Origin of the sequence: Pediococcus parvulus, from assembly GCF_964063155.1 — a bacterium.
Lineage (GTDB): Bacteria > Bacillota > Bacilli > Lactobacillales > Lactobacillaceae > Pediococcus > Pediococcus parvulus.
On the sequence record NZ_OZ061292.1, the window covers coordinates 1,603,897 to 1,618,888 of the forward strand.

14 protein-coding genes are annotated in these 14,992 nt (G+C 39.4%); 4 read left to right on the forward strand and 10 right to left on the reverse strand.

Annotated features, from left to right (window positions below; translation table 11 throughout):
• Positions 1 to 180 precede the first annotated feature (180 nt).
• Positions 181 to 2,715 (reverse strand): M1 family metallopeptidase, encoded by a 2,535-nt coding sequence (locus AB3217_RS08145; RefSeq protein ID WP_068804656.1) that lies wholly within the window; start codon positions 2,713 to 2,715, stop codon positions 181 to 183.
• 270 nt (positions 2,716 to 2,985) lie between these two features.
• On the opposite strand from AB3217_RS08145, the gene AB3217_RS08150 reads away from it, so the two are divergent.
• Together AB3217_RS08150 and AB3217_RS08155 are read left to right on the forward strand one after the other, a co-directional pair.
• Complete coding sequence (locus AB3217_RS08150) at positions 2,986 to 3,423, forward strand: DUF3290 domain-containing protein (RefSeq protein ID WP_057784381.1); 438 nt, start codon at positions 2,986 to 2,988, stop codon at positions 3,421 to 3,423.
• 1 nt (position 3,424) lies between these two features.
• A complete protein-coding gene (locus AB3217_RS08155) occupies positions 3,425 to 4,075 on the forward strand; it encodes a DUF421 domain-containing protein (protein WP_367365955.1) in 651 nt (216 codons plus the stop codon).
• An 83-nt stretch (positions 4,076 to 4,158) separates the two neighbouring features.
• On the opposite strand, the gene AB3217_RS08160 is transcribed toward AB3217_RS08155, so the two are convergent.
• Together AB3217_RS08160 and AB3217_RS08165 are read right to left on the reverse strand one after the other, a co-directional pair.
• Positions 4,159 to 4,665 (reverse strand): GNAT family N-acetyltransferase, encoded by a 507-nt coding sequence (locus AB3217_RS08160; RefSeq protein ID WP_068804662.1) that lies wholly within the window; start codon positions 4,663 to 4,665, stop codon positions 4,159 to 4,161.
• Between the two features lie 51 nt (positions 4,666 to 4,716).
• Entirely contained in the window at positions 4,717 to 5,037 is a 321-nt protein-coding gene (locus AB3217_RS08165) for a helix-turn-helix transcriptional regulator (protein ID WP_057784378.1), read from the reverse strand.
• A 178-nt stretch (positions 5,038 to 5,215) separates the two neighbouring features.
• Here AB3217_RS08165 and AB3217_RS08170 point away from each other — a divergent pair, with 178 nt between their 5' ends.
• Complete coding sequence (locus tag AB3217_RS08170; protein ID WP_367365956.1) at positions 5,216 to 6,238, forward strand: NADP-dependent oxidoreductase; 1,023 nt, start codon at positions 5,216 to 5,218, stop codon at positions 6,236 to 6,238.
• 1,006 nt (positions 6,239 to 7,244) lie between these two features.
• Here the strand turns inward: AB3217_RS08170 and AB3217_RS08175 are convergent.
• Together AB3217_RS08175 and AB3217_RS08180 are read right to left on the reverse strand one after the other, a co-directional pair.
• Positions 7,245 to 8,114, reverse strand: coding sequence for an aldo/keto reductase (locus tag AB3217_RS08175; RefSeq protein WP_367365957.1), 870 nt, complete (start codon positions 8,112 to 8,114; stop codon positions 7,245 to 7,247).
• A 29-nt stretch (positions 8,115 to 8,143) separates the two neighbouring features.
• Positions 8,144 to 9,010, reverse strand: coding sequence for an aldo/keto reductase (locus AB3217_RS08180; RefSeq protein WP_057784375.1), 867 nt, complete (start codon positions 9,008 to 9,010; stop codon positions 8,144 to 8,146).
• A gap of 130 nt (positions 9,011 to 9,140) precedes the next feature.
• Here AB3217_RS08180 and AB3217_RS08185 point away from each other — a divergent pair, with 130 nt between their 5' ends.
• The gene (locus AB3217_RS08185; RefSeq protein WP_068804670.1) at positions 9,141 to 10,016 is read left to right on the forward strand and encodes a LysR family transcriptional regulator; all 876 of its coding nucleotides are present in this window, start codon (positions 9,141 to 9,143) and stop codon (positions 10,014 to 10,016) included.
• Positions 10,017 to 10,087: 71 nt separating this feature from the next.
• Here AB3217_RS08185 and AB3217_RS08190 read toward each other — a convergent pair whose 3' ends face one another.
• The 5 genes from AB3217_RS08190 to AB3217_RS08210 form a co-directional block, all read right to left on the reverse strand.
• Positions 10,088 to 11,278, reverse strand: coding sequence for an acetate/propionate family kinase (locus AB3217_RS08190; protein WP_367365958.1), 1,191 nt, complete (start codon positions 11,276 to 11,278; stop codon positions 10,088 to 10,090).
• A gap of 176 nt (positions 11,279 to 11,454) precedes the next feature.
• On the reverse strand, positions 11,455 to 12,636 hold the full coding sequence (locus AB3217_RS08195; RefSeq protein WP_367365959.1) for an NADH-dependent flavin oxidoreductase: 1,182 nt from the start codon (positions 12,634 to 12,636) through the stop codon (positions 11,455 to 11,457).
• Positions 12,637 to 12,852: 216 nt separating this feature from the next.
• Positions 12,853 to 13,497 carry an NAD(P)H-binding protein gene (locus tag AB3217_RS08200; protein ID WP_068804681.1) on the reverse strand — a complete coding sequence of 215 codons (645 nt, stop codon included), beginning with the start codon at positions 13,495 to 13,497 and terminating at the stop codon, positions 12,853 to 12,855.
• Positions 13,494 to 14,237, reverse strand: a complete 744-nt coding sequence (locus tag AB3217_RS08205; RefSeq protein WP_367365960.1) for an alpha/beta hydrolase family protein — start codon at positions 14,235 to 14,237, stop codon at positions 13,494 to 13,496. Before AB3217_RS08205 ends, AB3217_RS08200 begins: the two co-directional genes overlap by 4 nt.
• 96 nt (positions 14,238 to 14,333) lie before the next feature.
• Complete coding sequence (locus tag AB3217_RS08210) at positions 14,334 to 14,984, reverse strand: flavodoxin family protein (protein ID WP_367365961.1); 651 nt, start codon at positions 14,982 to 14,984, stop codon at positions 14,334 to 14,336.
• Positions 14,985 to 14,992: the final 8 nt, after the last annotated feature.

Consider the following 14,992-nt stretch of genomic DNA (forward strand, 5'->3'; position numbering starts at 1 on the left):
TTTAAAAATTTTGCTTCCTTGTCAATACTAACAGATCCCAACAATACATATCTGATAGATTTTTGGATGTCACTAATTTTCTATACTAAGAATTGTATTTTAGATCAACTAAAAAATGCAGCACCTCGCTTAGAGTTGCCGCATTTCAACTATTCTTTTTAAATTTTATCACCCAATAGGTTAGTCAACAACCTTTGCCACAGCCGCATTGACACTATCTTTTTCAGCTTCAATCAAGGCAACACGGCTTTCAATCACTTTCGTATCCATTGTGATTTCACGTGTTAAACCGGGTGTGTTGAGCTTTGGTTCAAAGAACGCTTTGAACTCTGCCAAACGCTCTGGTGTATGAAAAATCCCGGCAATTACAGTAATGTAAGTTGTGAATTCCATATCACCGCCAACCGTATCTTCGAGCCATTGCCAGTCATTACGAAGCCAATCCCAAGCAGCTTGTTGGCCATCTTCATTTGCCAAAACGCCTCGGAACCAGGCCCGTAAATCTTGTGGTTTGATCGTGTCAGCATCTTCGAACTTCGCGATTAATTGCGCAATTAACTTGGCATCAGGTGTGCTTGTTAATGCTGCACAGATAGCTTCCTTGTAACTACTATCAGACGTCTGATGATGTTGTTTTAAGAGCTGATCAAACAGTTCTTGGCTACCAAAGTTTTTCACTTCGTTCAGCAAAATGAAAACTCGCGTGTCGGCTGGTAAGCTTGCCAACTGATCCTTATTAGCCACAAAAATCTCGTGAGCAGCCGCAATTGAATCAGCATTCTTGGCATACAGTGTTGCACCTAACGCATATGGTCGGTTCAATTGATCATCGTTTGATTCGTCGGATTTTGGTTTCCAACCTAACCGCGCAACCTGATCTGCACTCAATTTATCGTAAAACGCTTGAACAGCCCTTTCTTCATCCGACTTTGGAGTTGCAAATTTTCTCAAATTTCCGGCAACTTGGTACAAGGCCACGTTCACCACGTTTGACTTGCTATTTGCAAATTGTGGTAACAATGGGACAACTTCGGCATAAGAAATCTGACGACCTTCTGCTAATAATCGTAAATCTTGTAAAATTTGGAGTTTAGAAATGTCATCAAGTGCCTCCACATTATCCAAAATATCTTTTAATAAGGTTTCATCATATTTGACGATAAAGTGGGAATCATTCCCCACATTCAAGCGGAATGGTTTGCCATTTTCTTCACGTAACTTAGCATAGTCACCTAATGTAATTGACTTTTCCGCCATAATTTGAGGGACAGTTTCGTAATTGCCATTTAGTGGAATTTGCCACTTACGACCCACTTCTTTACCTTCGCCACTGAAGAACTGTTGTTGAGAAACAGTTAACTGACCATTTTCAACTGCAGCTGTGACGACTGGATAACCTGGTTGTTCCAACCAAGAATTCATGATAGCACCCACATCAAGATCAGAGCTTTCACCTAATGCAGCCCATAAGTCGGCACCAGTTGCATTGCCATATTTGTGAGCAGCAAAGTATTTCTTTAAGCCAGCTCGTAAGGCATCGTCACCAAGTAAAGCGCGAACCATAACCAGTAGGCGGGCACCCTTAGCGTAAACAATCGCACTGTCAAACAGCGCATCAATTTCCGCAGGATTTTCCACATTCACATGCACAGACTGAACCCCATCAATAGCATCCCGTTGTAAAGCAGCAGCGGCCTCGGATGTTTGGAACATTTCCCAAATATGCCAATCAGGTTCAAGCGCATCAATAGCCACATATTCCATCATGTTAGCAAAACTTTCGTTTAACCAGAGATCATCCCACCACTTCATTGTAACCAAATCACCAAACCATTGATGAGCCAATTCATGCGCAATAACAGTCGCCACAAGCTGTTTCATGTCAAGGGCAGTATTGTCGGGATCAAGTACTAAGTATGCTTCTCGATAAGTCACTAATCCCCAGTTTTCCATGGCACCAGCTGAGAAATCAGGTAAGGCTAACTGCCAAGAATGTGGCAACGGATATGGTGTTTGGTAGAAATCTTCATAAAATTCAATTGAACGCTTAGCAATGTCCAAAGGAAAATCTAATTCTTTAGCTTGGTGAGCCTTAGTTGCAAACACCCCAACTTTAACCCCACTCTTAGTAGTGGTGACTTTGCTTTGTAATTCACCAAAGGCAAAGGCAACTAGATAAGTCGACATTCGAACTGTGGTGTCAAAATAGTGGACACCATTTTCGACACGAGCTTCTGGCATGTTACTAATTGTCGTTTCACCTTCATGCTCATCAAACTTAATGGCTAAATCAAAGGTAGCTTTAGCTTCGGGTTCATCCACACAAGGAAAGGCCTGCCGCGCAAAGTTGGTTTCAAATTGTGTCCCGATAATCTGCTTTTTCTCGCCATTAACTTCATAATATGAAGGGTAAATTCCCATCATTGAATCAGTTAACGGTGCCTTGTAAGTAATGGTTAACTTCACTTCACCAGTCTGTGACAAATCGATCCGAATGGCATCAGCTTTGTCGTCCGTTGTGAACGAGACATCCTTGCCATCTGCTTGAACGGAAGCGACAACTAAACCCTTTTGATGAATAGAAACCGTTTGAGTTTTAGCTTCACCAGTGATACTGGTTTTACCCGCAATTTGTTTTGTTTCTCGATTGACATCTAAATAGACATCATACTGTGTTGGTTGGAATGTTTCATAAAAATGTGTTATTTCTGCCATGTTATTCTCCCTATTTTATTAGAATAATCTCATTATACGACTTCCAAACGAAAAAGCCTATCCTCGAAACTTGTCATTACCATTAAAAATGGATAATGACTAACCTGCCATTATTTTTATAAAGCTCCATCCTCATTCCTGTTACGAATCCTATAACCTTCACAATTCAATTCTAAATCTAAACGACCACCATCTTAGATTAACAAATCAGATGATAAATTCCCCTATGTTATACTAAAATCGTGTTAAATTTTGAAAAAGAGGCCGCTTATGACATTTTATTCATACCAACAATTATTAGCTCAAACGAATCGCATCCTACTTTGGCGATACGGTATTTTAGTCGTGCTTTCACTAATTGCCGTCATTATGTTAATCCTTTTCTTACGACATCGAAATGAAGGCAAATACCGAGATCTGTTAATCATTTTTGTGCTCAGTGCTTGTTTAGTAGGCGGAATTCAATTCAGTAATTATCAACAGTATCAGACTAGCTTAAGTCAAAATGCCCAAATTGTGCGATTTTTACAAACTGTGAGCCACAAGAAGAATGTTTCCCTAAAAAAACTAAAAACTAATAAAACGGTTTTAACGGATAAAATGATTTTAAAAATTAATCAGCGTTATTATCAGGTTGATTTCGATAGTGACTTTTCAAGCTATCATCTGCAACGTGCACAAATTATTAACAATCAGGAGGTGAAATAATATGTTTTCTTATCTGGATATTGGTTTAAAATTCGCCCTTGGCTTAGTTTGCGTGATTGTCCAAATTAATCTCCTTGGCAAAGGAAATCTAGCACCAACTAGCGCAGTGGACCAAATTCAAAATTATGTCCTTGGCGGCATTATTGGCGGGATGATCTATAACACTGACATCACGTTACTTCAGTTTGTTTTGATTTTACTGATCTGGACCTTAATTGTTTTAATCGTTAAATTTATCAGTAACCACAACCAATTTTTACGAAGGTTTGTTACTGGAGAACCGCATACAATTGTGCAAAATGGTCAAATTTTAGTTGGTGTTGCAACCCGTGCTGGTTTAAGTGCCAGTGAGTTATCCTTAAAACTAAGATCGGCAGGTGTCAATGACATCAGTGAAGTTAAACGTGCCGTCCTAGAACAAAACGGCCAGCTCACCGTCACAATGCAAGGCGACGATGCCGTTAAATACCCGCTGATTGTGGATACCGTAATTGATAGCACCATATTAGAATTAATTGACAAAGATGAAGCATGGGTCATGCAAAACTTAAAAACACAGAATTACCAACTTGCAGATGTATACTATGCCATTTATCGTGGTGGCAGCTTGAGTGTTACCCCTTATCCTGATCATGCCTATCCAAGAAAATAATTTTTACAAAAAACTCCGTTGAAATTTAGAAATCCTCTTGAGGATACTAAATTTCAACGGAGCTTTTATTTCACATACTTCAATTATTTCAAAGTAATCCAGTACCGTTGCAAGTGATGGCCCGTGGATTCTTCCATAAGCGTATTTTCGTAAATTCCACCAGCATTGTTTATAACTTGTTGACTGGCAATATTCCAGTCTTCTGCGGTAATCAAAACTTTGGTAATATTCCGTGCCTTGAATAAGGCTAACGCTTGCTGCAACATTTCAGAAGCGATGCCTTGGTTCCGAAATTCCGGTGCCACGCCGTATCCAATGTTGCCACCAAATTTCAGTAAGTAATCATTTAATTTCCACCGACATGAAATACCACCCTTAATACGATTAGCTTCAATATAAAAATATTTAGTAGCCGGAACCCGAGGTGCTTCTGGATGACGACTGTTGGTCTGTAATTGTTTAATAAATTCAGCAAAATTGGTCTGAATTGGTCTGGATACCGACACTTGTGTGGGTTCGTTTTTCCAAGCTTGAATCCAATCATCAAAAATTAACTCATCTTGCAGGGTAAGTTCTCGTAAATTTGTCATTTAACAGACCTCTTCTCATCAATTTACAGTCCAAAGGCATTGCGTATCAATCTAATAGCGTGCCTCTCGCTGATTCAAATCTGCTTCTAGTGATGCGGTTAACTGTTTCAGCAGATCAATCGCTCCATTCAAATGAACGGTGTAATATCTTTCGGTTCCTGCCCGGGTCACGGTGACCAGTCCAGCATCCAATAACAGTTTAAGGTGATGGGACACTGCAGGTCTGGATAATTCCAGTTGCTCTGTTATCTGATTCACCGTCAATTTGTCGACTGCACACAGCATCAACAAAATTTGTTGGCGATTTTCATCCTGTAGCATTGCAAAAATTGGCGCACTCTTTTTTAAGATCTTCATTGATTGTTCGGCCATTAGGTTACTCCTTAAATTTTTACCACTTTTGTATTAAAGTGTTCGTTCATATTTCTAAACCATTAAACGCTGAAATAAAAACTTTGTCAAGAATGTATGTTGACAAGTTTAAACCAATGCACTAATATTCTTCTTATCGAATGTTTAAAAGATTAAACCAATAAACAAGGAGCTTAATATGAATTCAACTATGAAAGCAGCTTTAATTACCCATTATAAACAAGCAACCCCCACCATCCAAAATGTACCAGTGCCTGAGGTTGGCCCAAATGATGTTCTTGTCAAAACCATGGCCGCAAGCATCAACCCAATCGATTTAAAAACTAAAGACGGCGATTTACGAATGCTTTTAAAATACAAAATGCCGCTAATTCTTGGTAGTGACTTTGCCGGAACCATCACCCAAATCGGCTCGCAGGTCACCGATTTTAAAGTTGGCGATGCAGTGTATGGGCGTCCACAAGATGATCACATTGGTACTTTTGCGGAATACATCGCGGTTGATCAAAGTGACATTGCACATAAACCACAAAATTTATCGTTTGAAGAAGCGGCAGCTATTCCATTGGTTAGTTTAACTAGTTATCAAGCCTTACATGACCTGATGTCTATTCAACCTAACCAAAAAGTTTTGATCAAAGCCGGGTCCGGTGGCGTAGGAACCATTGCCATTCAACTTGCAAAACAGCTCGGTGCCTTCGTCGCAACCACAACTAGTACTAAAAATATTGATCTAGTGCGCTCACTTGGAGCTGATCAAGTCATTGATTACAAGCAAACACAATTTGATGAAGTTTTATTTGATTACGATTACGTTTTTGATACTCTTGGCGGTGAATCTTTAGAAAAGGCATTTAAGATTGTCAAACCGGGTGGCAAAATTGTGTCCATCGCAGGAATGCCCAACGTCCGGTTTGCTAAAGCATTTGGTTTACCAATCTGGAAACAACTCCTTATAGGCGCAGCTTCACATAAGCTAACTAAGCTTGAAAAAGTTCATCAGGTTCAATATGATTTCCTGTTTATGAAATCAAGTGGTCAAGAACTTGAAGTTATTCGCCAACTGATTGAATCAGATAAACTGCATCCCATCATTGACCGCATTGTTGACTTTTCAGACTTACCTGATGCGTTTGCCTACTCCCGCTCTGGAAGAGCTAAAGGAAAAATTATCATCAAGATGACTGATCCGCAAGAATAAAAAAGTCCCTCAAGGCTGGCTATAACCGACCTTGAGGGATTATTTTGTCTAAAAACTAAAGGTTGAAAGTATCAAAATTATTATATCAGTGTGTTGAGCGCAAAGATTAGACTTAGTCTGGAAGCAAATGGGCTCAGTAGTATCGTTTATCTTAGCAGGTTTCACTTAGATAAAGGCCGAACTTGGAGACGTGGCTTGCGGCTCCAAGTCGCACCCACTATTCCGCCTAGTAATGATGATTTTCGTTCCGAAAATCTTTTTTGCTCCAGTCGATGTCGATTCTTGTGGCAAGCTCGGCCGCAAGAACTCGCACTATTCCGCCTAGTAATGATGATTTTCGTTCCGAAAATCTTTCTTGCTCCAGTCGATGTCGATTCTTGTGGCAAGCTCGGCCGCAAGAACTCGCACTATTCCGCCTAGTAATGATGATTTTCGTTCCGAAAATCTTTTTTGCTCCAGTCGATGCCGATTCTTGTGGCAAGCTCGGCCGCAAGAACTCGCACTATTCCGCCTAGTAATGATGATTTTCGTTCCGAAAATCTTTTTTGCTCCAGTCGATGCCGATTCTTGTGGCAAGCTCGGCCGCAAGAACTCGCACTATTCCGCCTAGTAATGATGATTTTCGTTCCGAAAATCTTTCTTGCTCCTGTCGATGTCGATTCTTGTGGCAAGCTCGGCCGCAAGGACTCGCACTATTCCGCCTAGTAATGATGATTTTCGTTCCGAAAATCTTTCTTGCTCCTGTCGATGTCGATTCTTGTGGCAAGCTCGGCCGCAAGGACTCGCACTATTCCGCCTAGTAATGATGATTTTCGTTCCGAAAATCTTTCTTGCTCCTGTCGATGTCGATTCTTGTGGCAAGCTCGGCCGCAAGGACTCGCACTACGGCCCAAATTTGCTGGAAGACGCATTTTATCTAATTTTGCTGCCTTGAACGTTTCCGTATCAAGCAACAAGATAAGTTTTTGTAGTTTCAACCTTTAGTCTAAAAATTATTTAGTTTACCTTAATCATTATCATGAACATCATAACTAGCTAACTGTTCTTGAACTCCAGGAGCATCAGGATCGTGATTCCCTTTTCCCTTATCAAGAGCCCTGATCTGGTCAATTTCTTGATCAGTAAGCTCAAAATCAAAGATATCAAGATTGCTTTCAATTCGAGCGGTGTGTACTGACTTTGGAAAGACAATGATGCCTTCTTGATTTTCAAAACGCAAAATCACTTGACCCGCATCTTTGCCATATTTTTCAGCTAATTTCGTAATTACCGGCTCATTCAGCAAATCATGGTTACCTTGACCAAGGGGTGCCCAAGCTTCAACCTTAACGTTTGCAGCGTCTAAAATTTTACGTAATTCTTTTTGCTGGAAATAAGGATTAAATTCCACTTGATCAACCGATGGTAAAGTTGCAAACAAAGGCACAAACTTGTTCCAAATCTTTGGCGTCATATTAGAAACTCCGATGGACTTGATTTTACCATTTCGTTTGGCTTCTTCCATGGCTTTCCATGCACCAGGAACATCTCCATATGGTTGGTGGATTAAATACAGATCCATATAGTCTAATCCCAGTTTTTGCAACGACAAATCAATTGCTTTTTTAGCTGGTTCGTAACCAAAGTCCTGTAACCAAAGTTTACTAGTTACCCAAACTTGGTCACGTGGAATACCACTGTCTTTAATTGCCTTACCGACTTCGGCTTCATTAAAGTACGCCACAGCAGTATCGATATGACGATAACCAATTTTCAACGCTTCACTTACCGCTTTGTAAGTAGAACCATCACTGGGAATTTGAAAAGTCCCGAAGCCAATTGCTGGGATCTCGGTCCCGTCATTTAATTTAATTTTTGGTGTGTTAACTGTTGCCATTTTAAAGTGCTCCTTTACCGCTAAGTTGATTACTGTAATTGTTTCAGACTAGAACCAAAAATCTGTTCAATGGTCACTGGATCACGATGATCGAAGAATTGACTTTCATTTTTGTCCAAGGATGCCATCGTTTGCATCTCTGTGGCAGTTAATTCAAAATCAAACACATTCAAGTTTTCTTCCATGCGATTACGATGAACAGACTTAGGAATGACCGTAATTCCACGTTGCAAAAGCCAACGTAAAATCACCTGACCATTTGATTTGCCATATTTTTGTGCAATTTCTGCAATTTTTTCGTTTGTGAAAATATTATGTTTACCTTCTGCAAATGGTGCCCAAGCTTCAACACGAATATCTTCACCCTGATTGAACTTAACCTCATCAGCTTGTTGATACCATGGATTAACTTCAATTTGGTTTACAACTGGTTTAACCGGCATGGTCAATTCAAGATTCTTTAACTGGTCTGCATAAAAATTGGAAACGCCAATTGCCCGAATTTTACCTGCCTTATAAGCTTCTTCCATTGCCCGCCATGCACCCATGACATCACCGTATGGTTGATGAAGCAAATATAAATCCATGTAATCTAAACCAAGTTTTTCTAAAGAAGCATCAATTCCTTTTTTGGCACGATCATATGTGAAATCTGACACCCACAGTTTGGAAGTGACAAAAATTTCTTCACGTTTTATGCCACTCTTTTGAATTGCACGCCCAACAGCTTCCTCATTTTGATAAGCCGTGGCAGTATCGATCAATCGGTAACCTGCCTGAAGCGCATTTGTAACAGCCTCTTCAGCTTGACTCAAATCTGGCACTTGGAAAACACCGAAGCCTAACTGTGGCATTTCAACACCATTATTTAATTTAACCATTGGTACTTTTGTCATTTTAAAACATCCTTTCTACTTTTCGTTCATAACTTTATTCAACATCCTTATAATAGAAGAAACTCAATCATTTGAAAATTACTACTTAATCATGCTAGTATACAGTCAGCGTATACTAGGAGCTGATAAAATGATTGATCCGTATCTATTAGAAGAGTTAGCAACGTTTGCAAACACCGGCACATTAGCTAAAACAGCTGAACAACTCAATGTCACCCAACCAACTGTGACGCGAGGTATGCAAAAACTAGAAGAAGATTTAGGTGTAAAACTATTTGACCGCCAGCCGAATCACATTAAATTGACTAAAACTGGTCAGCTTGCCGCCCAGGAAGCGGTAACGCTTATTCAAGCAAATAAACAGATGATTGACAAGGTACGCAATTTTGACCAAAATCAACGGGAAATCCGCATTGGTTCCGTGATTCCAGGACCGTTAATCTTTCTAAAAAATCTCCTCAGTCCGGAAACTAAAAATAGACAAATCAGCTCGGACTTAATTCCTGCCGACCAAGTAGTTACTTTACTTATCAACAATGCCTATACTGGAATTATTTCCAATCAAGAACTTACCTCTCCAAACATTGATTCCCAATACTTAGGGACCGAAAAGCTCGCCGTGAATCTTGATAAATTCATGTATCACGCTAACCAATCAACTGTAAGTTTTTCTGAATTGGAAAATTTAAGTTTCATCGTGTTAAGTGATATTGGTCCTTGGCGTGACATTATCCAAAATGAAATTCCAGGAGCTAAATTTCTCTATCAAGATCAGCGGGAAGCTTTTTCTGAAATTACGAAATATTCAGATTTTCCTTATTTTAGTAGCAGCCTTTCCAAGTCTGATCCAAGTTTTACGGAACAATTTAAAGAAGATGACAACCGGGTGCGCATCCCGCTTGGCGACAAGGATGCCCAAATGAAAGTCTACTTTAACTATTTAAAAGGACAAAAAAGACGTGTTTCGCCAATCATTAAACGCATCAAACGGGATTGGCCGCATTAATAAAGCAAAAATAGCCCTCAAAACGACATCGCTGTCAGTTCCGAGGGCTATTAATTTGAACTGCTTATCATTCATAATAAGCGTTTATACACATCACGCGCAATCATCAGTTCTTCATTGGTGGGTACGACGAGCGTTTTGACTTTCGCATCCGCTGCACTTACATCAATTTCTTTATTACCGGATTCATTTTTCGTCTTGTCGATTGTGGCACCCACATAGCCAAAATGGGACATGATTTGTTCGCGCATTTCAAAACTATTTTCACCAACCCCGCCGGTAAAAATTAAGGCATCAACGCCGTCCATTAAGGCGATGTAGCTACCTACAAATTTCACAACCCGATTGGCAAACATGTTCAAAGCTAACCGAGCACGTGGATTAGTGCTTACCAATTTCTTCAATTCTCTTTGATCATCTGAAAATCCCGAAATGCCTAATAAACCGGACTCGTTATTTAATATATTTAGCATTTCATCCGCATTTTTCAAATTTAATTTTTTGATCAAGTAAGTCACTAACGACGCATCAACTTGCCCACTCCGGGTGTTCATAATTAACCCATCTAACGGGGTAAATCCCATCGAAGTGTCCAATGACTTCCCTTTACTTACCGCAGTAATACTGGAACCGGCACCCAAATGCATCACAATGAGCCGCAAATCTTCTAATGGTCGCTGCAAAACTTTTGCCGCGTGTTTAGAAACATACCGCACACTTGTCCCATGGGCACCATACTTTCGGGCACCATATTTTTCGTGAAAGTCATAGGGAATACCATACAAATAATTTTCTTCTGGCATAGTTTGATGAAACGCTGAGTCGAACACAGCTACTTGCGTGGTCCACGGCATTAATTGTCTAAAGAGTTCAATCCCCCCGACCTCAACATGATTGTGCAATGGCGCAAAAACATCTAAGTCATCGATTTGTTTTAAAACATCTTTCGTGATGACCACGGACTCTTTAAACACTTCTCCACCAGCAACCACACGATGGCCAACTCCAGCGATTTCATGAAGATCCTTAACTAACTTTAGTCGCCTTAATTCATCCATTAAAATAGTAATAGCATCTTTAAGGCTTAGTTTTTCATCAAAAGTCCGTTCGGCCTTTTTATCACCATACTTCACCGTAATTTTTGCTTTCGTGTTATCAAAAAAATCAACTAGTCCTGAAGCAACTTGTTTTTCATCAGGCATCTCAAATAACCGCCATTTAAGCGTTGAACTACCCAGATTTACCGACAAGGTTTTGGTCATATTTTCACCCTCACTACTTACATATTTACTTTGTATCTTATGCTTGTTTCGAGGATTAAGCACGAAGCTCGCTCATCAATGCGCGCCAATTATAAAAAAAGCAATTGGCAGATTGTCCTCTGTCAATTGCTTGAACTGTGACTGTTAAATTAGATTATCCAGTGATCATCGACAAACTAAGCGCCTTCATGCGGTGCCAATTTATTATCAAATTGGTCCTTATCATAATCTGGTTGGTTGGAAATGTGCATCGCCGACTTTAATCTGACCGTGACAAAATTCCACATAGATGGCGTAATACCCAGCTCATCCAAATCACGCGTTGAAATTGTGTAACGAATACTATCTTCGTCATTAGTTTCAACTTTTTGTACCCACTTTGGCTCACGTAAGCTTTCACGACCCAAGGCTACAAAATCGATCCCAGCGTCGATGACCTTTTCTGCATCTTCTGGTTTTTCGACAGAACCCACAGAAATTAATGGCAATCGATCGCGAACCTGTTTCTTAATTTTAAGAATTAATGGCCCCTTGTCGGCCTTATCATTTAATGATGTTCGCCAAGCATAGCCCATTGAAACATGGAGATAATCAATAGGTTGATCCGCTAAAACATCAATGAAATGAAGCGTATCGGCCATGCGAATCCCTGGATTTTCAATTTCTTCAGGTGAAATTCGATAACCTACAATAAACGGACGATCTGCATATTTTTCAACCGCTGCATGAACACTTTTGATAACTTCTAAAGCAAAAGTCATGCGTTTATCCACATTGCCACCCCATTTATCGGTACGACGGTTAGAGTGAGGTGAGAAAAATTGTTGTAAGAGATAAGTATTGGCACCATGTAATTCAACCCCATCAAATCCAGCCTGAATCGCCCGTCGAGTTGCTTCGCCAAAATCAGTGATAATCTGTTCGATCTCATCATTAGTCAACTCTCTTGGTGTCTCTGCATTGGGTCTTAAAGCCGCAACTGCACTTGCACTAACTGGCTGGGTTCCTCGTAAAATTTTAGAATTTGACATCCGCCCAGCGTCGAAAATTTGCAAAATAGCTTTGGTCCCATTTTGTTTCATGGCCAATGCCATCTTTGTCAATCCAGGTAAAAATCGGTCATCATCAACGGAAAGCTCACCTTCAAATCCTTTACCATCTTCAGAAACATTCGCAACTGGCGAAATAAACAAGCCAACGCCACCACTGTGAATACTAAAGTAGCGAAGTTCATCACGGGTAACAGATCCTTCTTCAAAAGCGGAAGCCTCTGTTATTGGGGGAATCACTACCCGGTTCTTGACTTTGACACCATTTTTAAAAGTGTAAGGTTTTAAAAATTTATACTTAGTAGACATACAAATATCCTCTCCTTAACAAAAATTATGATTACATCACAACTTTTATTTTAGTTCACAGATTCACAAAGTCTAATAATTCAACTCGACTGTTTTTTACAGTTAACTTTGTCAGCCCCAAATTAGCTTGACTACTTTAGAAAACCGAAAATATTATCAAGGAAACCAACTGGCAATTTGTCAAGAAGCTCCCTGAATAATTATAAAGGTAATTGTTTAATATACTGGACGAGTTTTTCCATCGGTATCAGGATCACCAATTGAAATACTATCTTGACTGGCAAAGTTTGGATCCGCGATGATTTTTACCATAACATCGGCCACACTGGCTCTTGATCCGGAAACTCCAATAAAGCGTTCTCCTTTATGCGTAATTACATAGTGAATATCACGATCATTCAACCATGGTAAACGAAGAATAGTATAATCTAATCCAGATTTTTCTAATACATCCGCTGAAAGTCGCGATGTTCGAATGCCATCACCAACCATCTGTTTATTCCAATCAGCAAACTCTCCGCCGATTTCATCATAAATCCCACCAATATTGGTTTGAATAATTCGACTCACATTATTGGCTTTAGCAGCTTTAATAACATTACGTGTAATTTTACTGTCACTACTATGATCAACCACCGCAATAATTACAATATCTTGATTTTTCATTGCATCGCTAACCGTGCTTTGATCATTTAAGTCACCGTCAACTAACTTGACTCTTGAATTTTTTTCTAAATTCTGCAACCGTTCCTTATGTCGCAAAAACAATGTCAATTCCACATTTTTTTGCTCTTTTAAAATCCGTTCTTCGACAATACGAGCAATCTGACCACCTGCAGCTAAAATTAAAACTTTTTTCATCGTTCACTTATCCCCTTTACTGATTCCAAAAACCGCAAAATTTCTTCAGAAACTTTCATTTGATCACGTCCATAGAAACCATGACCGGCATGAGTCACCTCTACTAAGCGTGCTTTCGTAAATTTCCTTACTGCCTCAATTGAATACCTAATGGGAACTGTTTGATCAGCTGTGCCATGCACAATTAATGTAGGGCCCTTAAATTTCGTTGAATTTCCCCACAAATCATATTTGGATAATTTTTCAACGTATACCTTACCTAAACACATCCCTGCAAAATCAAAAGTCTTTGGTAACTTTTGATTAGCAAACAGTCTCTGCATCTCATCTTTCATAACAAACGCTGGATAAAGAAGAATCAACGCCGTAATATCATTCCGTAACGAAGCCACTAATGATGCAACTACTCCGCCCCGACTAGCTCCAAATAAAATAAGTTTTCTTTTTTTATTTGAAAAGTAATCAACTACGACATTCAGGTCATCTTTTTCTGTAAATATGGACATCTTTGTCATGTCATTCAGCATTGACCCACCAATGAAATTAAAAAGATAAGTATCGTAACCATTTTCAAAGAAGGTTTGTGCATATCCTTCTACGCTTTCCATCGAATCTCCGAGCCCATGAGCAAGGATGATCAAAGGATTCTTTTGTTTTTTATCATGTAAATATAACCGGCCCTTGATTTGCCCCTTACTTGATGGAACACTCAGATCTTTAATTACTGGTCGTTTAGTCATTTTAGTCCTCCAAACAATTTACCTACTATAAAAAGGTCAGAAATAACTTCTGGCCTCTCACTGTAGTGGCATAGTAATCTTGACTGTCAATTTGTCTTACTTGCCAAGCATTTTATCGTGAAGCTGACTGACCTGACTATCAGTTTGGGCAATTCCCACAAAATTCAAATCAAACCGTTTCGGAACTCGATTTAACGACCCGTAGGTAGAATCGATTGCAACGGATTGATCAGAATCAGCACCTTGCACAATAACGTATAAATCACTATTCTTTAAGTCATTGTTAATTTGTAAGTGATCAATAAATGTTTTTAAATAACCTGACATATTTGACCAATACACAGGAGTGCCAATGACAATAACGTCCGCAGTTTTCAACTGTTTCCAAACTCGGTTAAAGTCTCCTTCTCCTCGACCTACTTGCGGAATATTATAACTTGCCAAATTAATTTGTTTATATGATTGATCACCAAATAATGTCTTTGCCATCGAAGAAGTCGTGCCATCAGTATTCATACTGGCATTAATAAATACTCTCTTATCACTTTTCTTCGTGTGACTTGGATTAGTATAGTTTTTAGTTGAACTAAAATTTTTAGCCGAATTTGAACTACTTTTAAATACGGTCATATTATTAGAACTTGAGCCACTGTTTTCATTAGCCTCGATCAATGAAAAACCAACGCCACCAATCCCGATTCCAATGATCAAAACTACTAGGACAATCCAAATATTAAACTTTCGCATACCTTCAC

Coding starts and splice junctions, on each gene's coding strand:
- AB3217_RS08160 (WP_068804662.1), bottom strand. CDS start 4,665: ATGACAAATTTACGAGAACTTACCCTGCAAGATGAGTTAATTTTTGAT.
- AB3217_RS08185 (WP_068804670.1), top strand. CDS start 9,141: ATGATTGATCCGTATCTATTAGAAGAGTTAGCAACGTTTGCAAACACC.
- AB3217_RS08210 (WP_367365961.1), bottom strand. CDS start 14,984: ATGCGAAAGTTTAATATTTGGATTGTCCTAGTAGTTTTGATCATTGGA.
- AB3217_RS08200 (WP_068804681.1), bottom strand. CDS start 13,497: ATGAAAAAAGTTTTAATTTTAGCTGCAGGTGGTCAGATTGCTCGTATT.
- AB3217_RS08150 (WP_057784381.1), top strand. CDS start 2,986: ATGACATTTTATTCATACCAACAATTATTAGCTCAAACGAATCGCATC.
- AB3217_RS08195 (WP_367365959.1), bottom strand. CDS start 12,636: ATGTCTACTAAGTATAAATTTTTAAAACCTTACACTTTTAAAAATGGT.
- AB3217_RS08180 (WP_057784375.1), bottom strand. CDS start 9,010: ATGACAAAAGTACCAATGGTTAAATTAAATAATGGTGTTGAAATGCCA.
- AB3217_RS08165 (WP_057784378.1), bottom strand. CDS start 5,037: ATGGCCGAACAATCAATGAAGATCTTAAAAAAGAGTGCGCCAATTTTT.
- AB3217_RS08155 (WP_367365955.1), top strand. CDS start 3,425: ATGTTTTCTTATCTGGATATTGGTTTAAAATTCGCCCTTGGCTTAGTT.
- AB3217_RS08170 (WP_367365956.1), top strand. CDS start 5,216: ATGAATTCAACTATGAAAGCAGCTTTAATTACCCATTATAAACAAGCA.
- AB3217_RS08145 (WP_068804656.1), bottom strand. CDS start 2,715: ATGGCAGAAATAACACATTTTTATGAAACATTCCAACCAACACAGTAT.
- AB3217_RS08190 (WP_367365958.1), bottom strand. CDS start 11,278: ATGACCAAAACCTTGTCGGTAAATCTGGGTAGTTCAACGCTTAAATGG.
- AB3217_RS08205 (WP_367365960.1), bottom strand. CDS start 14,237: ATGACTAAACGACCAGTAATTAAAGATCTGAGTGTTCCATCAAGTAAG.
- AB3217_RS08175 (WP_367365957.1), bottom strand. CDS start 8,114: ATGGCAACAGTTAACACACCAAAAATTAAATTAAATGACGGGACCGAG.